The organism is Kocuria soli (assembly GCF_003797835.1).
Classification (GTDB): Bacteria; Actinomycetota; Actinomycetes; order Actinomycetales; family Micrococcaceae; genus Kocuria; species Kocuria soli.
Genome location: NZ_RKMF01000003.1, coordinates 26,117 through 49,350, shown reverse-complemented (window position 1 = coordinate 49,350; position 23,234 = coordinate 26,117). Strand labels below are relative to the sequence as shown.

General features: G+C 62.8%; 16 protein-coding genes. 1 reads left to right on the top strand and 15 read right to left on the bottom strand.

Annotation, left to right across the window (positions count from 1 at the left end; translation table 11 throughout):
* Positions 1–133 precede the first annotated feature (133 nt).
* From EDL96_RS03030 to EDL96_RS02960, 15 genes are all read right to left on the bottom strand, one after another.
* Positions 134–601, bottom strand: a complete 468-nt coding sequence (locus tag EDL96_RS03030) for a nuclear transport factor 2 family protein (protein WP_233568646.1) — start codon at positions 599–601, stop codon at positions 134–136.
* Complete coding sequence (locus tag EDL96_RS03025) at positions 598–2,061, bottom strand: NAD(P)/FAD-dependent oxidoreductase (protein ID WP_158609478.1); 1,464 nt, start codon at positions 2,059–2,061, stop codon at positions 598–600. The genes EDL96_RS03030 and EDL96_RS03025 overlap by 4 nt, the downstream gene beginning before the upstream one ends.
* The gene (locus EDL96_RS03020) at positions 2,018–4,432 is read right to left on the bottom strand and encodes an SDR family NAD(P)-dependent oxidoreductase (protein ID WP_123824345.1); all 2,415 of its coding nucleotides are present in this window, start codon (positions 4,430–4,432) and stop codon (positions 2,018–2,020) included. Before EDL96_RS03020 ends, EDL96_RS03025 begins: the two co-directional genes overlap by 44 nt.
* A complete protein-coding gene (locus tag EDL96_RS03015) occupies positions 4,429–5,781 on the bottom strand; it encodes a cytochrome P450 (protein WP_123824344.1) in 1,353 nt (450 codons plus the stop codon). Before EDL96_RS03015 ends, EDL96_RS03020 begins: the two co-directional genes overlap by 4 nt.
* Before the next feature lie 23 nt (positions 5,782–5,804).
* On the bottom strand, positions 5,805–11,729 hold the full coding sequence (locus EDL96_RS03010) for an SDR family oxidoreductase (protein WP_123824343.1): 5,925 nt from the start codon (positions 11,727–11,729) through the stop codon (positions 5,805–5,807).
* The gene (locus EDL96_RS03005) at positions 11,726–13,618 is read right to left on the bottom strand and encodes an acyltransferase domain-containing protein (RefSeq protein WP_158609476.1); all 1,893 of its coding nucleotides are present in this window, start codon (positions 13,616–13,618) and stop codon (positions 11,726–11,728) included. Before EDL96_RS03005 ends, EDL96_RS03010 begins: the two co-directional genes overlap by 4 nt.
* A 22-nt stretch (positions 13,619–13,640) precedes the next feature.
* Positions 13,641–14,150, bottom strand: coding sequence for a 4'-phosphopantetheinyl transferase family protein (locus EDL96_RS14000; RefSeq protein WP_407656899.1), 510 nt, complete (start codon positions 14,148–14,150; stop codon positions 13,641–13,643).
* 1,103 nt (positions 14,151–15,253) lie between these two features.
* Entirely contained in the window at positions 15,254–15,703 is a 450-nt protein-coding gene (rplI, locus tag EDL96_RS02995; RefSeq protein WP_123824340.1) for a 50S ribosomal protein L9, read from the bottom strand.
* A 20-nt stretch (positions 15,704–15,723) separates the two neighbouring features.
* Positions 15,724–15,960 (bottom strand): 30S ribosomal protein S18, encoded by a 237-nt coding sequence (rpsR, locus tag EDL96_RS02990; protein ID WP_047688597.1) that lies wholly within the window; start codon positions 15,958–15,960, stop codon positions 15,724–15,726.
* A 146-nt stretch (positions 15,961–16,106) separates the two neighbouring features.
* A complete protein-coding gene (locus EDL96_RS02985) occupies positions 16,107–16,730 on the bottom strand; it encodes a single-stranded DNA-binding protein (RefSeq protein WP_123824339.1) in 624 nt (207 codons plus the stop codon).
* Between the two features lie 102 nt (positions 16,731–16,832).
* The gene (gene rpsF / locus EDL96_RS02980) at positions 16,833–17,174 is read right to left on the bottom strand and encodes a 30S ribosomal protein S6 (protein WP_123824338.1); all 342 of its coding nucleotides are present in this window, start codon (positions 17,172–17,174) and stop codon (positions 16,833–16,835) included.
* A gap of 138 nt (positions 17,175–17,312) precedes the next feature.
* Positions 17,313–18,524, bottom strand: a complete 1,212-nt coding sequence (locus tag EDL96_RS02975; RefSeq protein WP_123824337.1) for a hypothetical protein — start codon at positions 18,522–18,524, stop codon at positions 17,313–17,315.
* A 15-nt stretch (positions 18,525–18,539) separates the two neighbouring features.
* Positions 18,540–19,796, bottom strand: coding sequence for a glycosyltransferase 87 family protein (locus EDL96_RS02970; protein WP_233568645.1), 1,257 nt, complete (start codon positions 19,794–19,796; stop codon positions 18,540–18,542).
* Positions 19,789–21,165, bottom strand: coding sequence for a glycosyltransferase family 87 protein (locus EDL96_RS02965; protein WP_123824336.1), 1,377 nt, complete (start codon positions 21,163–21,165; stop codon positions 19,789–19,791). Before EDL96_RS02965 ends, EDL96_RS02970 begins: the two co-directional genes overlap by 8 nt.
* Positions 21,162–22,625, bottom strand: coding sequence for a CCA tRNA nucleotidyltransferase (locus EDL96_RS02960; protein WP_123824335.1), 1,464 nt, complete (start codon positions 22,623–22,625; stop codon positions 21,162–21,164). Before EDL96_RS02960 ends, EDL96_RS02965 begins: the two co-directional genes overlap by 4 nt.
* Positions 22,626–22,720: 95 nt before the next feature.
* On the opposite strand from EDL96_RS02960, the gene EDL96_RS02955 reads away from it, so the two are divergent.
* Positions 22,721–23,221 (top strand): NUDIX hydrolase, encoded by a 501-nt coding sequence (locus EDL96_RS02955; RefSeq protein WP_123824334.1) that lies wholly within the window; start codon positions 22,721–22,723, stop codon positions 23,219–23,221.
* Positions 23,222–23,234: the final 13 nt, after the last annotated feature.

The window sequence follows — 23,234 nt, the reverse complement described above, 5'->3', positions numbered from 1 at the left end:
ACCTGGAATCAAATTACCGAAGACACGAAATCCGAATACGGCGAACAACGCCAGCACCAAGGCGCTGAGCACAAGGACCGCTGCACTGTAACGGTAAACAAAGCGTGCATACACGTGGACAGCTCCTGGTCGATCAGTACTGGGGCGCACTCGAGCCTGGGCCAGGGTCTTCGATCGGTTCGGCCAATGCCTCCTGCTGACCGTGTTTCGCGACCACACTCAGAGCTCGCTCCAGGACCTGGAGGTCCTCCAAGGTCTCCACCTCTGCAACCTTGCCCCACCTGAGGGTCATCAACTGGAGGACGGTGTTCTCATAGAGCGTGCCGTCGGGCAAGTCTCCTCTGATCTTTGAATTGACGGCGATCCGCGTACGCCACGGACCACCAGAAACAAGGACTTCTCGGATCTCAAAATTCGCACCAGGTAACAGGCGACCAACGCGCTGCCACCAGGCATCCATGGACTTCAGGGTGTTGCGGTGACCGCCCAAAGCATGCCGACCATGAAAATGGTATACGAAATCATCAGCCAAGCCATCAAGCATGACCTGATAGTTGCCGGAATTGATGGCGTCGAAAGTCTCTTTGACTTTCTTGGTCACGATGCGGGAGTAGACCATTTTTCCTCCAATAATTCGGGGTTGCTCTGCCATCCGGTCATGCCGCGCCACCGATTCCTGGCGCGCTCGGCCTCACGGAGGTAATCACCCATGTCGCCAAGTCGAGAAGCAAGCATAGCTCGCATCACGGCAGGAACACCCGGCAATCTGTAAACATTTGGTGAAGAAATCGCTTTGAGCGCCCCAATTCTGAAAGATTCCGGCGCACCGGTCTCACGTAGAATCTGGCTCATGTTATGGGGCGAGAAGAACTCCAAGGGATCTTGAGTTTGGGCGAACAAGCCCGTCAAGCCCTGAGCAAACCGTGGTACGGAGCTGGCCTTGGTCATGATCTCCAACACGTCACTCGGGTAAGGATCCAGTCGAGCAAAATCAGTCGTGTACTCATAAATCGGCCTCTGTCTCACGTTTCGGCGATATTCATATCGCGCCAGAGCCTGCTCTTCCGATACCTTTCCTTCCCATGCGCAGATGATCTCTTCCGCAAGGTACTCGGCACTCCTCAGCGCATCCGTGATTCCTGCCGCCGTTGATGGGTCGCGACAGTACCCCGCATCGCCCACCAGGGCCCACCCAGCCCCGAAAGACTCACGGAAGTAGTTGGGAACGGAACCGGTCCGCCATTCCTCGATCCGCTCACCTACTCGCATCTGGGCAGCAAGCTGCGGGTCGAAGCGATCCATGACCCCGAACAGTGCCGCCTCCTTGTCTTTGATCTTTAGGCGCTTGAAGTCCTCGCTCCGCCACGTGACCCCAGCCAGGACCGCACCGTCGTTGGTTGGCCAGGCAAATGCGTAGTTGTGGTCATCGCGCCACGTGGGAACTTCCGTGACTGACGTACCTGTCCAGTAGGACCAGATACTCGTGAGACGCCTGGGCCTTTCCAGGTACTTCTGCGCCCCTGCCCATGTACCGACGCGAGAGTTGACGCCGTCGGCACCAATCACCAGCCGGGCACGTTCAACCACCTCCCGCCCTCCGCTACGTAGTCGCACTCCCACCACGCGCTCCTGCTCGTACACCAGGCCCGTGGCCAAGGTTTCTGGCCTGACTTCGGCTCCTGCGGCGACGGCCGCGTCAAGCAGAATCGCGTCCAGGACGCGTCGGCGCGGTGCGAAGGCAGTGCTCACATCGCCGTCGGGTGGCAGAGGGGCCATGAGATCCATGGTTCCCACGGCCAGCCCGTATTCGTGGATCGGTGGGCACCCGCTGTTCTCGATGTCCTGGAGTAGCCCCCAATCACGAAGGCGGCGGATTCCGGGTGGGTGGATCAGGTGGGTCGAGTGTGGCTTGTCGCTAGGTAGCGCGTCCCGGTCCACCACAAGAATGTCGAACCCTGCTTTGGCCAACAGCATTCCGGTCGCACAACCGGCTACGCGGGCTCCCACGATGATCGCATCATAGATGTGCATGTTCGGGCAGCTGCCTTTCAGATATGTCATCTTGGGATTCGAAGTGATCGGTTGTGCGAATTTCGCGGAGTTCATACCGGTGCTCGCCCGAAACTTCATGGATGGTGACTGAGCAACTAGGCGCGGTGCCCGGTGCCGGTCGTATCCCCGAGTCACCCACGGGTGCTGACAGCAGTACTGCCCCGATTCTGAGCACCCCTGGGTCCTTTCCGGCGGGGGAGGCGATCACCCTTTGCATAGCGGCTTCGACTGCCGTCGTGGGAAGCAAGGTGAACGGTGGTACTGCTTGGGTCCACCCAAGCGCCGGCGACCAGAACTCCACGAGATCGAACACCCTTTCGTGTCCGCCCGCATCAGCCGGCACCGTGGCAGGAACGTCGCTCCATTGGTAGACCCCCGGACCAGCGTTCCCGGGACCACCGGCAACCGTGACCCGCCATCGTCGACCCGACTGAGGTGTGGTTTCGTGCTCGCGGGGATCCTGCCGCACAATCACTGTGGCGCTGGCAAGTGGTATTGAATCCTCCTGGTCCACCCGATCAAGCGTGACCTCCAGAGCCACGGTGACTCCGGACGAGCGGATCCGGGCCGTGCGACGCAGCTGGGCCGTCTGAACAGGACCGTCCGGCGAAGACGGGGGATTGACCACTGCGGCCAGCTGGATCCGGACGTCCTCCAGGTGAGTCGCCCCCGGGATAACCATGGCGAATCCGTCCCGGGCTTGTAACAACAGTTCGAGAATCAAGGTAATCGGCATGGCCTCACGACCACCCAGCTGGGCTGATACCGCGTATGGCGCAGTATCAGGGTTGAACACGTGGATGCTGGTGATCGCGACCAGGGGCTCAATCACGACGACCCGTCCCAACCAGTACCGACGCGACAGCATCCGTCTGGCTCCGGTCCAGCCGACGGGCACGGGTACGGATTCCAGGTGTTGAGCAGAAACAGTGGCAAATTCGCCCATGAAGGCGCTCTCTCCGGACGGTCCTCCTTGGATCTCTCGGATCCAGGCGGTCACGCCGTCCTCGGCCTCGATGGGCAGCATGTAGGCGGAGGCTGCCTTGAGGTTCGTGATCAGACCCACACCGTTCCACGTAGGCCACGCCACGCAAAGGACGGGATAGTCCTCCCCCGCAGCACGAGCGGCATAGGCCAGAGAATCATTGGCCGCCGCGTAATCGAACTGCCCGACCATGCCGCCGTAACGACCGGTCAACGAACCCGTGAGGCACATGACCTTGAGCGAATGCCCCGCGAGGGCAGCTTTGAGGTTACGAAACCCGTCAAGCTTGACGGCAACCACGGTCTCCACGTCCGCCTGGGTCTTGTCAGGCAGACGCGAAGGCATGTCCAGCCCGGCGTTGTGCAACACCGCGCTCAGCTTCGCTCCTGCCTGCTCCACGGCGCGACGCACGGATTGTTCGTCTGTGACGTCACAGACCACATACTCGATATTCAGCCCCTCGTCACGCGCCGCATCCAGATTGGCCAGGATCTCTCGAACTTGCGTCTGCTTGGTCAGACGCCGTCGAATCTGAGGCAGGGTCTGGTCTGCGGAGCGTTCCGTGAAGGCCTCGACACGAAGCTGCTCGAATTGAACTTCGCTTGCACGGGCCCAAGGTTGGCTACGGAGGATCTCGACGTCGTCCCGCCCGGAAACCAGAACGTGGCAACCCGTGCGGCGCGCCAGTTCCACCGCCAAACGCCACCCGATGCCGCGTGCTCCGCCCGTCATCAAGACGGTGTCATCCGACCCAATCCTTGATGTAGCACAGTCATTGACCTCGCGTGGCACCGGCAGCGGTGTCAGCGCGGGCGCCGCCCGAGGCATCACCAGCTCCACCCACGGGTAGTTTTCCATCGCGTCGATCACGGGCGTCAGAACGGCGTCGTCGTTTCCATCCGGAGTCGGTAATTCAACCACCTGTGGAATCACCGCTGGAAACTCCCGCGGCAGAGTCTTGGCCAGCCCACTCCACAAGCCATTGAGGTCGGCAGGAGACTCATTCTCGCGCTGCCACGTCAGGGCGGTGTATCGCAGACGCCCGTAATCGGTGCAGGGTGCCCAACACGGGTACACCGCACGCAAGACCTCCAAGGTGTGGTGGAAACGTTCACGCCAGTCAGCGGTTGAGGTGGCGTGTTCTCCCGCACCGAAATCGACGACGACGTCAGGGGTCCGACGCCGCACGTATTCGTCGATCACGGAAGACGCTGCGCTGGGCGGAATCCAAACAACGTTGTGGCCGTGCCCCCGAAAAGTGAATGCAGCCCGGTCCACGACAGCTTGGGAGGCGTTGAGTACCCAGACCGTGGACTCCGGTTCGAGCGGTCTGACACCCGGGTAACGCGGAGCCGACACCAGTTCCATGACATGTCGGAGGATCGGGCCGCTCATGCGACACCATTTCCATCGCGCACGTGGACACGGGCGAACACATCGCCCATGGGACGCAGAGAGATCAACGTGTCCCCGTAGCGCAGCATGGAACTCGGCAGGATCTCCAGACGGTAGCGCTGAGTGATCATGGCCAACACGGCTTGCAGTTCCACCAGGGCCACCGCATTCCCCACGCACTGCCGGGCTCCCAACCCAAAGGGGATGTACGATCCCTGCGGTGGACGCCCGGAAGGCGCCAAGAACCGTTCGGGGTCGAATGCTTCCGGGTTGCTCCAGACTTCCGGATCCCGGTGGGAGAGCAAGGGACTCAGCAGGACACTGGTCTTGGCGTCCACACGGTACCCGTCCATGACATCGTCGTTGATCGCATCGCGGGGGAATAGCCAAATGGGTGGGTAGAGCCGTAGCGTCTCGTCGATCACGGCCTTGGTATACGGCAGAGATTCCAGGTCGGCGTATTCAACGGAACGCTGACCCACCACCCGGTCCACTTCCTCACTGAGACGCTCGCGCACAGCGGGTTCATTGGCCACAGAGATCAATGACCAGGCCATCGCGGTGGCTGTCGTCTCATGCCCGGCCAGATAAATGGTCAAGATCTCATCGCGTAGCTCTTCCCGTGACCATCCCTCCTCTCCACGTCGTGCAGCCGCACGCAACAACGAATCCAAGGTCATCTCTCCAGCGCCGGCGGGAGCCCGCGCAACGTCGTCGGCCAGCTCCAGCAGCTGCTCACGGTTACGTTTGACCCGGCGATTGCGGGGCGTGGGGACCCACAGTGGAAGCATTTCCTGGAAGGTGCCGTGCGGGAACATGACGTCGATGCTCTGATCCACTACTTCCTTGATCCGGGCCGCACGATCGTCTATGTCGAATCCGAAGAGGACATCCATAATCACTGCAGACGCCAGTCGGAGACACTCGGCCACCAGATCGACCGGGGTCCCGTCCAAAGCATGGCGCTCCCAACGCATCAGCAGTTGCTCAGTGCGCTCACGGACCGACGGAAAATAGCCCGCCAATGCACTGCGGAGGAACGCGGGTTGCATGACCCTGCGGTGAGGACGCCATTCGTCGTCGTCCATGGTGAGCAACCCGCGGCCCATGACCAGTTCGAACTGCTTGTAGAGCTGACCTCGACAGTAGTTCTCCTTGTTGCGGATCAGCACGTGCTGAACCGCTGCCGAACCGGTGGCAAGGGTGAACGTGTACGGACCCATGCGTAGCTTGGCCACTGGCCCGTATTCATAGCGCGTGCGGGTCAAGAACTGAGCGGCATCCCGTCGATACGCAGGAAGACTCCCCAGGTATGGAAGCCCCCGGGGACCCGGTGGGTGTGGCGTCATGGAACTCAATGGCTGGGCGGCCCTCACAGCGCGATCCTTTCCGTCTGCTCACGGCGTGGGGTGATCAGGTGGGCGGGGTCCGCAACTGCGCTCCCGGTGCGAGCTTCCACATGCCCTACCACCACGCCTTCCAACCCGGACACTGTCAACAGCACCCGGCCATTGGGACCCACTGCGGTGTACACGGCAGAGCTGTCCAATCCCACGCCGCGCGGAGTAGCGTAGAGTTCGACTGCTCCAGGCTCAGAGGACAACTCGACGTCGTTGTCCTGTGCATAGAAGTCCACACGACCGATGCGGGTAGGGGCGGCCACCGGAAGTACCGGTTGGTCGAACTCCTCCAGAACGGCCAGACGGATCAGCCCGTCCATCATGAGTACCGGTTTCAAGAACCGGTCATATGTACCGTTAGCGCCTACCGCACCCCGGTACGTGGCTCTCTTGCCCAAGGGGTGCAATCTCGTGTTGGCGGTGGTCACAAACTCCCGGGTGAGCGCCACCGGAGCTCCGTCCCCGTGGTACGGGTCCAGCACGGGGTGTTCCGTGGCCTCCGGCCACGTTGAGTGGACGGGCGCCGGGTGATAGTACCCCTCCAGAACTGCCTGACCGGTGAAGAACACCTTGTCCCGGTTCAAATCTCTCCCGGACGGAGTCACCAAAGGCACGCTGATCCGCACTTCCACCAGGGTGCGCTCCTTGGTGGAGGTCAACACCTTGGCCCGGAGTTGTAGCGGGGTACGAGTCGCTGGACCATCTGTACGCAGGAAGCTTTGGAATCGCACATCCCTGGCCCCCGTCATCACCAGCTCAGGCCTCAGGACGCGAGAGGCCTCCGCCATCAGCTCAAGGACGAAGCAACCGGGCAGCGTGCCGATGCCACCAACGGCATGGCCGCTCAGGAAAGCATCTCGTTGGTCTATCAGACGATGACAAATCACTTCGTTGCGGCTGATCCACTCCGCTCGATCCACGTAGAACAGCCCTTGGTCAGAGTCACCGGGCGAGCCGGTGCTCTGGGCGGTCGATTCGCTGAAGAACCCAGGGGCGGCCTCCTCGATGGAGCGCTTTTCGACGTCACCGATGTGCACCACGGCACCGGTTCGAGTACCGGCCTCAAGTTCTTCAAGGAACTTATGCGTCCCCTCCGACGTACTCATCAGTGACAGAACGTCACCCATGACCCCCGAGAAGAACGACTGATGGACACTGCTGGCAGCCATGCCTGCGTCCTTCCACAGGGTCCATCCGATGGCGAATTCGTCGTGACCCTCAGCCCGGTGCGCCTGGGCCAGAGTAGCGAGGGCATCGTTGGCCGAGGCGTAGTCAGTCTCACCTTGCTGGCCGGTAAGCCCGATCAGGGACGAAAAACTGCACCACATCCGCGGAAAGGCCCCGAAACTGGCGTGCACCGCTGAACGCAGATTGAAGTACCCGCCGACCTTGACCCCACGGACAGCCTTGAACTGCGGCAAGGACTTGGTGATCACTGTGGAGGCTCGGTTGATTCCGGCCCCGTGAATCACCAGGTCCACGGTGTCATGGCTTTCTCGCACGTAGTTCACCGCGGCGTTGACCTGTGTCCGATCCGTTACGTCTGCCCGCAGGTAGTGAGCCTTGCCCGCCCCTGCGGCCGCTTCGATCTGGGCTAGGGTCTCCAGGATTTCCGCTGCCCCCTGCAACCGCTCGTACTCGGCGTTGATCTGAGCCACCTTGGCATCAGGGAGCCGGTCGCGCGCCGCGCGGATGAACGTCGGTTTGTCCGCCAGCGCCTGGATGCCACCGTAGGAATCCAGTGCCTTGCGGCACTGCTCCAGGTCTGTTGAACCCATCAGATACATGTGGCACCGGTACTTTTCGGCCACTGCCACCACCACGCGCGCGGTGATTCCCTTGCCGCCCGCTGTGGCCAGCACAACGGAGGATTCAGTAAGAGGCTCTTCCCTGCCCTCTGGACGAGTGGTTTCGACGGCGGATTCCCGAAACCGTTGACCGTCGGCCCACGCTGCAGTTGGGAGACCGCCCGGTGGGTAGTCCAATTCCGTCTCCAACAACGCCATGGCCTTGTTGGGGTCACGCTCCTGCGTCAAGACGGCACGCACCTCTAGGCCCCGACCCCTGCCCTCGAGGGCCAAGCTCTTGGCGAAGCCCGTGAACAGGCCCGTCATTGGGTGGGCGATCTTACCGTCCCACGATCCCAGCAACGCGATGGCAAAGGTACCGCCGCGGGCAACGGTTTCGGCCTGCCGTTTTGCTGCGAGGAACAGCACATCGTGCACAGCCTCCAGTAACTGTGTCTGTTCCGGGGTGGGGTCGCCTTCCGGGTTCAGCTCTTTGAGGTCCACCAGGCATCGAACATGTTCCAGGTCAAGTCCCTCAAGTGCTTCCAGCGCCCGTTCCGACGAGAGACCCGCGACCTCGGATGTGCGTTCGAGGAGATCGGCGACACATATCACCGGGGTGTCCGGCTGTTCGACCTCCCGATCTGCTCCCCGGTCTACTGCGAGCACGACCGAAGCGATTCGCGAGGAATCACCTGATGCTCTCCCGGCATTGTTCAACGGTGCGGGGGTCCAGATCCGGTCGTGACGAGAGACCACCGGCGACTGTGACCCGTCGTCATCTGTCTTCTCCTGGGGTTCGGTCTCACCCACGCTCAGATCCAAGGTGAGGCCCGGATATCTGGGACCGTTGGAGACCGCCACGGTGTTCGGGCCAGTTGTCTTCAGCAGGGTGCTCAGCACTGCCAGGCCACCGTGGGCGCCACCAAAGAACGCATGCGGCCCGGTACCGCGGTCAGTTCGCTTCAGCGCCGCTTGTGGGCTCTCGTGCTTGAGCTCACCCACTGTCGCCAGAACCGGGGCGCCCAGCTCTTGCGCAGTACTGCGGCGCATGAGCGTGAACAGGAAAGCACCTTCGTGCAATTCCACTTGCTGCCCCAGAGTTTCCCGTGCAATGCGTTCGAACGTCGACGTTGAGTTGCCGTTGATGCCACCGGCCACGGCCACATCGATTTCACCCGTACGCAGATAGTCAGCGGCCACGTCCAGTGAAGTAAAGGCGGACCCCGCTCCGGTGTCCAGAACCATGTTGGGCCCGTTGGTGTCGAATACGTTGGAAATTCGCGCCGATACAATGTTCGGCATGATTCCTGGAAAGGAGTCCTCGTTGGACGCAACGACGCCGCTTCGAACCCGCGCGGTCAAAGGCTCACGAATCCTGTCCGCCAGACGTTCGTCGTGAGATGCCAGGGCGTCGAGAGTGGCGTCCAGGTGGCAACGCCGGGCGTACATCGAAGCATTACGGGTAGGCCCCATGCTGCCGATGAATACACCGATCCGTTCACGCACGCCCTGCCAGGTCTCCACCCCGATTTGATCCCGCAAATCACTGGCGCAACGTAGTGCCATCAGCTGGGCACGGTCCAAAGTGCGTAGGACCTTGGGTGGCATGCGAACACGCAGGTCACTCGTGTCGTATGAATCTCCGAACGTGGCACTGACCTCGCCGCTGCCACAAATCCAGGATTCAACCTCCTCGGGGGTCTTCAATCCCGGAACGTCGGCCGCCCACCCCGCCAGCACGATGTCGTCAGGTTGAGTCTTCCGCCCAAAGACCACGGGTACGTCTTGCACCACAAGATGTGCGTTGGTTCCACCGAAGCCGAATCCGGACACGGCTGCCGTACGAACCCTGGAACCTGCCGGCCACGGAACCGGCTCCATGGGCACCGCCAAGCTCGAGGACTCAAGTTCGTATGCAGGCAAGGCGCGGTCGAAACGGTGCTGCGGAAGTATGACCTGATGACGGAAGCTCAGCAGGACTTGGATCAAGGACACCACACCTGCAGCCCACCCGGTGTGTCCCACCAGGGACTTGTTGGAAGTCACCCAGACTTTACGGTCCGACGTCATGGACTCGCGCACACTCGTGATCTCGCAAAGGTCCCCTGCCGGTGTGCCCGTTGCATGAGCTACCACCCAATCCGGTGCCTGACTCGTTGTGCGTTGTTCACCGGCTCGCTTGATGGCCAACTTCTGTCCTTTGACATTGGGCGCGTAGACAGCTTTGCCCTTACCGTCCGAGGACATTCCGACACCACTGATGTAACCCAGGATCGGGTCCCCGTCGGCCCGTGCGTCCTTGAGGCGTTTGAGCACGACAGTGGCAGCGCCGTCAGCGAACAGAACGCCGTCGGCACGTTCGTCCAATGGTCGCAGTTGACCACTTGGGGAAAGCCCGTGCAGCTTGGCGAACAACACTGCGTTGCGTGGTCCCACCGAGAACGTGCCACCGCACACCGCAGTGTCCCTTGTTCCGTCCAACAAGCCCTTGACGGCGATGTCCAAGGCGTACAGAGAGGAAGAGCAGGCAGTGTCCACCATGGAGACTTCGGGGTTCTCGCCCAACAGTCCGGCGATGGCGTCATGACCTACTTCAAACGGTAGAGGGGCCCGTCCCGATCGTGCATAGAGCGGGTACGACTCGCCCAGCATGTCTCGAATGGCCTGCGGATCCACTGACTCTTGGTCCTGCTCGAGCAGGACGGAGTTGAGATCCTCGACCAGAGATTCGACCACGAGGGCTTCTTCCAAATGTTGGTTGCCGTCTGCGGTGTAGCCGATCGCGCAACTGACCTTACCCCGCAGGGTGACCGAAGCCAGGGCCTGCCGCAGTGCGTGCCGGAACCACTGAGTGGTGTAGTCCGTGGCGCGTCGGTCCTCGCCCAACTCGGCTTGGAGTTCGACGTCGGGGTGGTAGTCGTCAGAAAAGCCCGACGCGATCTGATAGGTCTTGTCCTCGGCCAACTGATCGGCGTCGTAGAAGTGATGTGAACGAATCCGCTCCGGACGCTCCTGGTTGAGGAGCTCCGGCCCTTCTTCCAGGACCCTCCAGAACTCCTCAGGATTACTGGCCCCGGGCACAACCATCCCCATGCCAACGGCGACAATGACCTCGTTCTCGTCGACCGCTTGATCCCCTTGAGGTGACTCATGCGGCTGAATCTGGCGTTCGGGCCTCGCGGTGCTCGGCGGTTCTTGTGAGTGTTCACGTGAAAGGTCAGCCTGGTCGTGCGTGAGTCGAACACCGTCGTTGTCTGCTTTTGCATCAGCGTTGACACCTTGACCGCCCTGTTGACGCGCGGCCTCCACGGACCGGGACCACTGCTCGGCGGGAGTCAGCATTGCGGCCCCCAGAGACATGCCCCCATCGGCAAGTAGGACCTGCCCCGTGATCCAGCGGGCTTGAGGAGAGGCCAAGAACTCAACCACGTTGGCAATATCGGCTGCCGAGCCCAACGTTCCCCATGGTGTGGCCTGTGACACCACATGCTGCATGGATTCGGCCTCCGGGAATACATCAGCAACTCCACCTGCGATCAGCCCACCCGATGCGCAATTGACCCGGATCCCGTACTGCGCCCACTCTGCGGCCAAGTATCGAGTGAGTGATTCGACGCCGGCCTTGGTGGTACCCACGCTGGTGTAGTTGCCCACGGTGTGGCCCGCGCCAACCGAGGAGAGATTCACGATGCAACCACGTGAGTCAGCGAGCAATGCACGGCTGGCCTGTGCCGCAGAGAGTGCCCCCGTGACGTTGACCTCAAAACTACGCCTCAGGTCCTCTGGGCTGGTGGTCTCTGAGTCCTTGAACACACCAAATGCGGCGTTGTTGACCAGAACATCCAACCGACCGTACTCAGCATCGATCCACGCCAAAAGGTCCTGGATCTGCTCCGGTTTGGCTACTGATCCGCGACGAACTGCAACGTCACAACCCTCGGCGTTCAAACGGGCGGCCATCTCTTTGCCCTGGACATACGAATGAAAGCAGTTGATCACAACCCTGGCCCCTGCGAAGGCGAACCGTTCGGCAATGACTGCCCCTATGCCTTTCGCTCCACCCGTGACCAGGACGACTTTGCCTTCCCATACCTGTGTCGCGTTCATGCGGAAACCACCTTACTCGCAAGTTGGGTGTCTGTCCCTTGAGATGCCGATGTTGTCTCGCGTACCAGTGCGACCACCGACCCGAAAGTCGGGTAACCGGCCACCGAGAACCCCTCCCCGGGAACAGGCATCCCAAACTCCTCAGCCACCCGCGCCAACAGATCCGTCTGCTTCACCGAATCCACACCCAGGTCAGCCTCCAACTGAACACCCAGATCCTCCGTAAACACCTCCACCGGATACTCCAAAGCCTCCGCGTAGAGCACAGCCAACCGCTGCACCACCTCACCCTCCGACAACCCAGCACCCCCAACAGACGACGCGTGAGTCAGTGGTGCAGACGGCACCGCCCCGGATGCCGAGGTTGTCTCGCGTACCAGTGCGACCACCGACCCGAAAGTCGGGTAACCGGCCACCGAGAACCCCTCCCCGGGAACAGGCATCCCAAACTCCTCAGCCACCCGCGCCAACAGATCCGTCTGCTTCACCGAATCCACACCCAGGTCAGCCTCCAACTGAACACCCAGATCCTCCGTAAACACCTCGACCGGATACTCCAAAGCCTCCGCGTAGAGCACAGCCAACCGCTGCACCACCTCATCTTCCGACAACCCAGCACCCCCAACAGACGACGCGAATCCGGGCTGTTCCGCAGCATCGTCGACGATGTCCGAAACGCTGTTGTCGTCAGTGGCGTCAAATACGGCACGCATGTTCTTGGCTAGGGCACTAAAAACACCGTCGGCTTCCCTGGACCAGTACTCAGAGAGGGCGTGAAGCGGTTGTGCAGCAACTTTCTCGACCGAGAAATCGCCACTCAAGACCCGCACCAACCACTCTTGGTCGCTGTCCAACAGAAAAGGAGTCCCATTCGGGGACGAGTTTGATTGCGCGGTGAGGTCCACCCCCGAGACAGTCCACCCAGTTCCGTCGACCAAACGCGTACACAATGCAGTGATGACTCCTCCAGCACCGGCGTCAAAAACCCTGCCCTGACCGGTGGCCGTCAACTGTGCGACTGCTTTGTCGAACACAAACGGCTCAGTGAGGTGCTGAGCCAGGGCCAAACCGAAGTCTTCGCCGTCGCGGTAGTAGCGCCCCAGGACTGGGGAATACACCGGGATGTGCAAGTCCCCCCAGGTGATTTTCGCCATGGAGTCCCTGAAGTCGTTGGCAGCAGCTTGCAGAGAGGGATGATGAAACGCCCAGGGAGAAGGAACCGGCAGTGCAGCGACTCCCATGCTTTTGAGGAGAGCCTGCGCCTGTTCGACAACATCCGGACTGCCGGAGAGGACGCTGCGGTCTTGTGCATTCCGACCAGCCACTGCCAGTGCGTCACCACAGCCGAGCAAAGTCAACAAGGCGTGCGCTCGCTCCTCCGGGAGGCCAACCGCCACCATTCGTCCACCATTTGGCTGATGCCGTGCCATCGCAGCGTTACGCGCACACACCACACGCATGCTGTCAGCTGCGCTGAGCACCCCCGCAAACCACAGTGCCGCAATCTCCCCGAAACTGTGCCCGGCCGCCACGTCCCCGTTTGCATGTCGGTTGACCTTCAACCATGAACCCGTCAGAACGTTGGAGGCATGGATTAAGATCTGCAGCCTCGTTGGATCCGTGCGACTCAGTTCTTGGGCATCTCGGTCTTCCTCAGGCATGTTGATCAGATCGATGCCGGCCTCCACCAAAGTGACTTCATTCATCTCCTGAAGGACAGGCTCCAACTCGGCCTTGCGGCGAATCGTGTTCCAGTGCTGTGGCGAATAGCCTCCCTGCCCGGGAAACATCACGATGGTTGAAATGGACATTATTCTTTCTCCTGAAGTCTTGAGCAGCGCGTGAGCTGTTCGGCGGATAATTTCTGCAAATGCAATGAGGACTTGCAAGTAGATTTCGGATCTCAAGCTGTCAGGGGCCGATTGTGGTGGTCCCCGCCCAAAGCTCATTGCAATGAGCTGGGCGGGCGCACCACCTCGGCCTTGGCCGGATCCCGGCCCCCTGGTGTAGTCCCTGAGGAATGGAGTAGGACTCGTGGACGGGTCGCTCCGTGGGAGCTGAATCGGCCATCCACGCTGCGGCCCAACGGAAACCCTCTGCTTCAGCGAATCCAGGCTGTACACGGGGATGCGGGAACGCCCCGCCGATGCCACGCACATGGCGACCATCAGCCGTGTCCACTCGGAAGCCCCCACCCGGCAACGGGGTCCAGTGCAGCGTCCGGAAGTCAACTGTGAGGCCCACACCCAAAGCCTTTGATGCGGCTTCCTTGGCTGTCCACCCAGCCAGGGCCGATTGATCAACTGACGCGGGACAATCAGTCCAACCCGTGATGACTCTCTGTTCTTCGGGAGTGAAACTCATGGTCGCGTGTTTGGCGAAGTCCCTGTGATCACTCTCCAGATCCACACCCAGATGCATCCCGTCAGCAACAGCCAGAAGCCAGAGATCTCCGCTATGACTCATGCTCATGCACCGCGACTGCTGACGCAGTTGTGAGAGAACGGGGCGCCCGTGACGCTGCTGACAGTGCTGACAGTCGGAGCCTTCGTAACGCAGTTCTGCCGGCGCTACCCCCAGGTAGGCCCCGAGCACCGCGCGGACGGCTGCATGCGATCGCAAAAATTTCGCTCCACCGCTGAGGCGGCGAACACCTCGAGCAAGTTCTTGATCGTCCAATGTAGCCAAAGCGCTAACAGGCGTATCCGATACGTGGCCCATCCACAGTCGGATGGGGCTTCTCACCCTTGTCTCCAGAACCCTTGTTGCCACACGTTGAACGTAAGGAATCAGTCAGGCGGGACCCAATCAACCAATATGGGGACAGCATTCCCTCTAAAATTGTGTTAACAAGCATCATGGATTGAACAACTTGTGCTGACAAGGACTTTTAGTGTGCCGTGTCAATGATGCGGCGCTCTGAATACAGATTGTTAGTGAAAAATCAAGGTGTCATTCAATTCATGACAAAGGTGTCCTGTGTCGCCCTCGCCGCCGGGCAGTCCGCCCTCTGCGCTCAAGACGCGAAACACCCTGAGCGGCAGTCTCCAGGGATCCCCGCAACACGTGGTGGTTCAGTGAGCGTCAGTAGATCACGCAGTCGCTCGGCTGCGGTGGCTCAGTCGAGCGGTTTCCGTGGGCGGGCGTTGAGTTCCTGGAAGACGTGCTCAAGATCCGCCGAACCGGAGGGGCGCAGGTCGGCGCTCTTGAGAAGCACTGGCGCAGCACGAACTTGGCCTGCATGAAATCCTTCAAGATGCGGGCTGGGTGCGCTTGGCGGGTTTCGGCGGGGATCTGGACCTTGCCTAGCGGTCACCGGGCTACCACGCCCTCGGATGGCCGCCTTACGACCCCACCAAGCAGCGGTGTTCACGTTCGCACCGAGCTCCGTAAAGAGCACGCATCTCAGCTCATGAAACAACACGGTCCCCGCCACACCCTGACAGTCAGGGCGTGGCGGGGACCGTAGAGCCCGCACATCGTGGTCACGGGCGTTTGCTGGCGAGGCCAGAGACAGCCTGAAATCAGGCGGGGACGACCTCGAACTGGACGGTCGCGTTGACGTCCTCGTGCAGGCGGACGTTGGCGGAGTAGGTGCCAACGGTCTTGACCTGCTCGCGGATCTCCACGCGGCGCTTGTCGATCGAGCCCAGGCCGGCGGCCTCAACCGCGTCGGCAACCTGCTCGGCCTTCACGGAGCCGAACAGACGACCCTCGGTACCGGTCTTGGCCGGAACCTGAACAGTGGTGCCGTTGAGCTTGGCGGCCAGTTCCTGAGCGTCTTCCAGGGAAGCGAGCTCGCGGGCAGCACGGGCAGCCTTGATCGACTCCACCTGCTTCTCCGCACCCTTGGTCCACGGGGTTGCGAACCCGCGGGGGAACAGGAAGTTACGGGCGTAGCCGTTCTTGACCTCGACCACGTCACCGGCCGAACCGAGGCCGGAGACCTCGTGAGTCAGGATGATCTTTGCCATGAGTTCTGTTTCCTTTCCGATCAGCGGCCGGAGCCGGCGTAGGGAAGCAGAGCGACCTCACGGGCGTTCTTGATCGCCTGGGCGATCTTGCGCTGCTCCTGGACGGACACGCCGGTGACCCGGCGGGCGCGGATCTTTCCGCGATCGGAAATGAACTTGCGCAGCAACGCAACGTCCTTGTAGTCGATCTCGGTCACGCCTGCAGCCTTGAGGGGGTTAGCCTTCGGCTTGGGCTTGCGAATTTCGTTCTTCGCCATCTTGGTGCTCCTTCTGAAGCGTGGAGCCCGCAGGTGTCCTGCGGGATGGAATGGATTGATGCGGATCTTCGATCCGTGGATCGGCGACGACGGACACCGAACCGGTGTCCGGCCAACAGGGAGTGATGGCCCGGGCGGGCCACCGATCAGAACGGTGGTTCGTCGTCCTGGCCGGTTCCCCAGTCATAGTTGCCGCCGGAGGACTGGCCCCAGGGATCGTTCTGCGGAGCAGCCTGCTGCCGTCCACGGCCGCCCTGGTTTCCACCAAAGCCGCCCTGGCCGCCGGACTGGTTGAAGCCACCCTGCTGGTTGCCGCCCTGGCCGCCACGGTTCCCACCGAAGCCGCCGTCGTCGTAACCGCCGCCCTGGCCACCCTGACCACCGCCGAAGTTGCCGCCACCCCCGCGGGAGTTGCGGTTGACCTTGGCGGAGGCGAAGCGCAGCGACGGGCCGACCTCTTCGACCTCGAGCTCCATGACCGTGCGCCGCTCGCCTTCCTTCGTGTCGAAGGACCGGGAGCGCAAACGGCCCTGGCAGATCACGCGCGTGCCCTTGGTCAGGGTCTCCGCAACGTTCTCCGCCGCTTCCCGCCACACCGAGCAGCGCAGGAACAGGGTCTCCCCGTCCTTCCACTCGTTGGACTGGCGGTCGAACTGGCGCGGGGTCGAGGCGATCGTGAAGTTCGCAACGGCCGCACCCGACGGGGTGAAGCGCAGTTCGGGGTCTGCGGTCAGATTGCCGATGACGGTGATGACTGTGTCGCCAGCCATGGGGGTTCCTCCGGATCGAGTCGCAGTTGGGGTGATGACGATGACTGTTCCCAGCCCATCATCACACCGTGGTCCGACGCCACAGGGGCGTCAGTCGAAACCTCAGGCCTCGGCGGGAACGGGCTCGCCGTTGACGTCGTGGTTGGGGTGGATGCGCTGCTCCTCAGGGCGGATGATCTTGGTGCGCATGATGGCCTCGTTGAGGTTCAGCACGCGGTCAAGCTCCTGAGCGGTAGCGGGCTCGGAGTGGAAGCGCACGACGGCGTAAATGCCCTCGGACTGCTTCTGGATTTCGTAGGCAAGGCGACGACGGCCCCAGATGTCGACGTTGTCGACGGTGCCGTTCTCACGGGTGACGACCTCGAGGAACTTCTTCAGGGTCGGGTCGACCGCACGGTCGTCAACCTCGGGGTTGATGATGACCATCAGCTCGTACTCACGCATGTAAGAACCCACCTCCTTCGGGCTAAGCGGCTGTGGCGTTTCCACAGCAGGAGGTTCAATGCGTGCCTGCCGCCGCGCCCCACCCGTTCGGGCAGCCTCGGCACACAGACCTGGCAACGCTACTACAGGTGCCCGTGCTCAGTCGAGGCTGACGGTGGTCTCCGCGGCTTTTCCGTCCGAGGTCACATCCACATGCACGGGGAAGTCGATCAGTTCCTCCACGCGGCGCCCGTCCTCGTAGTACGTGAGTTTGGCCTCGGCGGCCCTGTGTTCGGAGGCCTTCCAGTCCAGTGGGCTGTCACTGTCCTCGTCCGGGACCAGCCACAGAGCGGGACGGGAGACCAGCTCCCACTCGACGTCCTTGATTTCGGCACCGCGCTTCGGGGCCTCGAGCGGGGTGGGTTTGCCGCCACCGCTCGGTGTGGCCATGGGGCTCTCGGGCGCCTGCGCGTCGGGCACGTTGCCCTCGGCCCATCGCTTCGAACTCGGGCAGCCCTCCGGGGCCACGGAGTTCGAGCCCATGCACTCCTCGATCTCGGCGCGGATCTGGCCGTCGACCTCCTCCCACAGCTTCGGGGAGGGTTCGACGGCGACGATCACCTCGTGTGGGCCGGGATCGTTGAGGTCAACGGTCACGGGCTGCACGGGATCACTCAGGACGTAGTCGCTGTCCTCCGGGAGGTCGACCGTGAACCGGCCGGGCATCGCCTCCCAGTCCCACACTCCACCGGTGCCGTCGGCCGCAGCACGGTCCCGAGGATTCAGTCGCTCGGTCTCTCCGTTGATCGCGATCTCCGCCACTCCCGGCGCCCGAACGGACAGGGTGGCGGCCTCGTGGTCCTGCATCACCCAGGCGTCGTTGAACGGTCCCGTCCGGTGTTCCTTGGCCACCTTCCAGGTGTGTTCCTCGCCTTGCGTACTGCCCTCCGGGACCTGACCTTCGGCCCACCAGACCTTCGCCCTGATCTCGGCGGTGTTCCCGTTGACCGCCACATCGGTGACCTCCCAGCGCTCGATCCGGCCCTGGGCGGCGCGGTAGGCACGGTTGGGGAGGGCATCCGCTCCCGAGTAGCCGAATCCGGTGGAGAACGTGGCCAAGCCCTGGCGCGACCGACCGTCGACCATCGAATCCAGCCAGTTCTCCACGGGATCCTCGGGGTTGCGGTCCACCAGCGTCCAGTTGACCACCACACCGATCACCGTCACGACGACGACGACCACCGCCAACCACCCCCAAAGGGAACGGCGCAGTTTCCGCGTCCGTTCCTTGTCCCCGAGCGCGACGAGCTTGGGCAGGACGGACCACGCGTGATGGCCGTCCTCGTGCTCGTCGTGCTGACCAGGGTTCATCGAACGCTCGACCGGTCACATGTTCTTGGCGTGCACACCGATCAACAGGGCACGCTTACCGCGCTGGATGTCCACGCTGACGGCGATCAGGAACCACAGGAGCACCAGCACGCGCAGCACGGCGAACGCATCCTGAGGGGTCCAGCCCCACTGCTGGAACACCGGTTGGGTCTCCCAGCCGCCGCCCGGGGCGTTGAGCGTGGCCCAGTACCCGATTTCAACGGCCTGCCACACGAAGAACTCGATCCACGACCTCCGCGCCAGGACCACGAGCGGCACCAGCCACACGGACTGGAGCAGAGACCAGTCCCGGCCGAACAGGACGTAGACCAGCAGCAGCAACAACAGCACCTGGACGATGCTGGGGTCCTTGCCCGCCAGCACGGTGACCAGCAGGACGGCGACGACGGCGAGCAGGACCACGACCAGCGACAGGTTCTCCACCGCCGCGGTGTCCACCGACAGGCCGGTGGGTCCGGCCAGCACGGTGTTCCACACGTCCCAGACGGTGGTGCCCTCCGCGGGCCCGTCGAGGGTGCCGGAGAACTGTTCCCGCCACCGGTCGAACTCCGTGACCATGTACGGCCCGTTGACCGCGGCGAAGAAGATCACGGAGGACAGCAGCGCGATGAAGAAGTCGCCGATGTAGCGGTACCGGGCAGCCATGAACAGGATCGCCACCAGAACCAGAACCGGCAGGAGGTTGACCGTGGCTCCCAGTCCGATCCAGAGTCCCGCGATACCCGGCGACCCGCGGATGTAGGAGGCGACCGCGAGCATCATGAACATCACGGCCCACAGGTCCCAGGCGCTGAACCCCACCAGCAGGACGGTGGGCGCAAAAGCCATGACCACGGGGTCGGACGGCTGCTTGCCGGAGAGCCCGGCCACCGTGGCGATGATGACCACCCACACCAGGGCGGTGAGCACCACGGTCAGGTCGAGCACCGTGTTGGCACTGAGTTCGACGTTGAAGGCCTGTGCCAGGCCCGTGGTCATCCACCCCAGGACGGAGGTGAACATGCCGACCACGATCGGCTGGTCCCCCGAGGGCCCGCCCGTGAAGAACCCTTCGAGCATCGTGTTCGGAGTGACGCTGAGATCACCCGGATCCAGCTGGGCCGAGCACAGGCCAGGGAAGCGCTCGGAGACGTTCCACTCGGGGACCCGGCACGGGACGCGCAGCAGGAAGGAGAGCAGGACGGCCAGGATGCCGATCACGAAGACCACGAATCCGTTGGCCCCGCGTCTGCCCTTCTTTCCCTCAGCCATGCGTCACCTCCCCTTGCCTGCGATTCCGTGCCCGAACGCCCTCAGCAGACGAATCCAGTCCGCCGGGTGACGCTTGTTCCGGGCTCAGATTAGCGGCTTCACCGGCCACGTCCCGGGGGGCGCGGCCGCGCAGGATGTCCCCAACCGTGGCACCACAGATCGCAACGACGGCGACCACGTGAAGCAGGACGGCCCCCACGTAGACGGTGGTCCACATCCCGAGCGTGGGCGTCTGCGCACCGTTGGCGTAGAGCCACGAGAAGATGGCGAACCAGTGGAAGACCTCGATGACCTGCCAGACCAGGAACTCGACGATCCGCGGTCGCGCCAGGATCACCAGCGGCACCAACCACAACACGAACTGTGGTGAGTAGACCTTGTTGGTCACGACAAACGCAGCCACGATCAACAGGCTCAACTGTTCGATGGTCGGCGCCTTCGGTGCCAGCAGACCGATGACCAGGACTCCCACGCAGCACAGTGCGAAGACCCCGTAGGCGATCAGATTGATGGTGTGTGGGCTGAGCTCACCCATACCGAACGCGGGAGCGAGGACCCTGTTCCACACGTGGTAGACGGAGGAGAAGCCGGCACCGCGCTCCGAGGAGAAGCTCCAGAAGTACCCCCACTGCGTCGGGTCCAGGAGCATGAACGGCACGTTGACGGCCAACCACGTGAGCGCCGTAGCCAATGCCGTACGGAACAAAGGTCCGAATTCCCGGCGGCGCAGGGCCAGGACGATCAGAGCACCCAGGATCAGGAACGGCCACAGCTTGAGAGCGGTCCCCAGGCCGAGGAACACACCGCCCAGGATCCACCGGTCCCGTCGGAAACACAGGAGGGCGGCCACCGTGGTCAGTACCGGCCACAAATCCCAGTTGATAACGCCGGTCGCGGCCACCGCAGGGGCCAAGGCTGCCACCACCGCGTACCGCGGGGCCACCACCAGGCGGGACAGCAAGAGCACCGTGACCACCCAGGCCGCAACAAGGGTCACCACATTGACGTCAAAGTATATGCTCTGAGCAACATGCACACTTGTCACCGGCGTAATGGCCCAGGCGATCACCCCGGTCAGCGTGGCGATCAGGCTCTGCAGGACGGGATACTCCAAGAGAGCGTCCGGGGACAGGTACGGGAAACTCCCGTCAATCATCCCCGTCGATTTGTACAGCGTCGGGAGGTCCGAATAGCAGGCTCCCTGGTAAGGAATGTTCCCGCTCCACTTCATCTGGTGACACGGCAGACGGAGGAACCAGGCCACGGCCATGGTCCACACGGCCAGACCCACCAAGGACCAGGTCCAGAACCGCGAGGTGTTACCCAGCGGTGCTTCCGTGCCTACGACCGCGCCAGTACCAGTACTCACAGACCTGTCTCACTCTCGTTCGGCGCTGCGTTCTTCGCGGAATCGTCATCCGGGCGGTTGGCCGCCCACCATTCACGCAACCGAGCCTCCGCGGACTCACGGCCGATCTCGCCCTCGTCCAGACGGAGTTCGAGCAGGAAGTTGTAGGCCTGACCCACGGTCTTCGACGGCCCGATCCCCAGGATCTCCATGATTTGCTGCCCGTCCAGTTCGGGACGGACCGCCGCCAGTTCCTCCTGCTCCGCCAACTCCAGGATGCGGCGCTCCAAGTCGTCGTAAGACCGGGCCAGGCGTCCGGCCTTGCGTTTGTTCTTTGTGGTGACGTCCGATCGGGTCAACAGGTGGAGTCGGTCGAGCTGGTCGCCGGCGTCACGGACGTAGCGGCGGACCGCCGAATCGGTCCATCCGGCCTCCCCGTAGCCGTAGAACCGCATGTGCAGTTCGACCAGGCGCGTCACCGTCTTGATGGTCTCGTTGTCGAAGCGCAGGGCCTTCATGCGCTTACGCGTCAGCTTGGCGCCCACCACGTCGTGATGCCGGAAACTCACGGCGCCGTCGTCGGAGAAGCGGCGCGTGTCGGGCTTGCCGACGTCGTGCATCAGCGCTGCGAACCGCAGCGGGAAGTCGGGACCGATCACCGGGCCCTCCGGCCGCTCCAGGTCCACGGCCTGCTCCATCACCGTCAAGGAGTGTTGGTAGACGTCCTTGTGGTGATGGGCCGAGTCGGTCTCCAGCCGCAAGGCAGGAACTTCGGGCAGGACGACGTCGGCCAGTCCCGTGTCGACCATGATCTCCACACCGCGGCGCGGGTCCGCCCCGTTGATCAGCTTGACCAGTTCGTCACGCACCCGTTCCGCGGAAACGATCTCCAGGCGCGCGGCCATGTCCGTCATGGCCGCCAAGACCTCGGGGGCCACGTCCATCCGGAGCTGGGAGGCGAAGCGGGCGGCGCGCATCATGCGCAGAGGGTCGTCGTCAAAGGAGGACTGCGGGGTCCCCGGGGTTCGCAGCAACCGGGCGTGGAGATCTCGGACGCCGCCGTGGGGGTCCACGAGCTCCAGGGACGGCAGACGCAGCGCCATGGAGTTGACCGTGAAATCCCTGCGGACCAGGTCATCGGCCAGCTCCGTCCCGAAGGCCACCACGGGCTTCCGCGAAGCGGGGTCGTAAGCTTCGGCACGGTAGGTCGTGATCTCCAGCTGCATGTCACCGCGACGAAGACCGATCGTGCCGAATTCGCGGCCGATCTCCCACACGGCATCGGCCCAGCCCTTGATCACGGCTAGCGTCTGGTCCGGTGTGGCATCGGTGGTGAAGTCCAGGTCCGTGGAAACACGCCCCAGGAACAGATCACGAACGGGACCGCCCACCAGGGACAGGTCGTGCCCGGCCGCCTGAAAGAGGCGCCCGGCTTCGAGCACCACATCGGGCACGGCGGAGGTATCGAGCAACTGGGTCATCGCCGCCCATCATTCCAGACCCCGGCCCCCGTTCACGCGCGCTGGGCCTCACACCTTCAGAGGTCTGCCCGTCGAGTGAGGCTAGGCTGGTTGGCATGACTTTCCCCGTTCCGAGCGCTCCCAAGAAGCGGCCGGTGGCCGCGTCGACGGCGCTGCCCACGGTGGAAGAGGTCTCGGCAGGCGGGGTCGCGGTTGATCTCGAAACCCCCGGTCACCCGGTGGCGATCATCGCCCGGGTCAACCGTGGTGGTCGCCTGGAATGGTGCCTCCCCAAGGGACATCCGGAAGGCGAGGAGACGGACGCGCAGGCGGCCGTCCGTGAGATCGAGGAGGAAACCGGCATCGCCGGGGAGATCCTGTCACCGTTGGGCAGCATCGACTACTGGTTCTCCGTGTCCGGGCACCGGGTGCACAAGACCGTGCACCATTTCCTGCTCAAGGCCGTCGGGGGCTTCCTGACCACGGAGAACGACCCCGATCACGAGGCGGTGGACGTTGCCTGGGTCAACATCGACGATCTGGGCCGCAAGCTGTCGTTCCCCAACGAACGGCGCATCGCCGACATCGCTCGTGAGTACATCATTCACCAGCTCTAGGCTTTGACCCGCG

What these genes read in the sequence shown, in the direction of transcription:
- EDL96_RS03025 (WP_158609478.1), bottom strand. Translation starts at nt 2,061, where the DNA reads ATGACATATCTGAAAGGCAGCTGCCCGAACATGCACATCTATGATGCG.
- EDL96_RS03020 (WP_123824345.1), bottom strand. Translation starts at nt 4,432, where the DNA reads ATGAGCGGCCCGATCCTCCGACATGTCATGGAACTGGTGTCGGCTCCG.
- EDL96_RS03015 (WP_123824344.1), bottom strand. Translation starts at nt 5,781, where the DNA reads ATGACGCCACACCCACCGGGTCCCCGGGGGCTTCCATACCTGGGGAGT.
- EDL96_RS03010 (WP_123824343.1), bottom strand. Translation starts at nt 11,729, where the DNA reads ATGAACGCGACACAGGTATGGGAAGGCAAAGTCGTCCTGGTCACGGGT.
- EDL96_RS14000 (WP_407656899.1), bottom strand. Translation starts at nt 14,150, where the DNA reads ATGCATCTGGGTGTGGATCTGGAGAGTGATCACAGGGACTTCGCCAAA.
- rplI (WP_123824340.1), bottom strand. Translation starts at nt 15,703, where the DNA reads ATGGCAAAGATCATCCTGACTCACGAGGTCTCCGGCCTCGGTTCGGCC.
- rpsR (WP_047688597.1), bottom strand. Translation starts at nt 15,960, where the DNA reads ATGGCGAAGAACGAAATTCGCAAGCCCAAGCCGAAGGCTAACCCCCTC.
- EDL96_RS02985 (WP_123824339.1), bottom strand. Translation starts at nt 16,730, where the DNA reads ATGGCTGGCGACACAGTCATCACCGTCATCGGCAATCTGACCGCAGAC.
- rpsF (WP_123824338.1), bottom strand. Translation starts at nt 17,174, where the DNA reads ATGCGTGAGTACGAGCTGATGGTCATCATCAACCCCGAGGTTGACGAC.
- EDL96_RS02975 (WP_123824337.1), bottom strand. Translation starts at nt 18,524, where the DNA reads ATGAACCCTGGTCAGCACGACGAGCACGAGGACGGCCATCACGCGTGG.
- EDL96_RS02970 (WP_233568645.1), bottom strand. Translation starts at nt 19,796, where the DNA reads ATGGCTGAGGGAAAGAAGGGCAGACGCGGGGCCAACGGATTCGTGGTC.
- EDL96_RS02960 (WP_123824335.1), bottom strand. Translation starts at nt 22,625, where the DNA reads ATGACCCAGTTGCTCGATACCTCCGCCGTGCCCGATGTGGTGCTCGAA.
- EDL96_RS02955 (WP_123824334.1), top strand. Translation starts at nt 22,721, where the DNA reads ATGACTTTCCCCGTTCCGAGCGCTCCCAAGAAGCGGCCGGTGGCCGCG.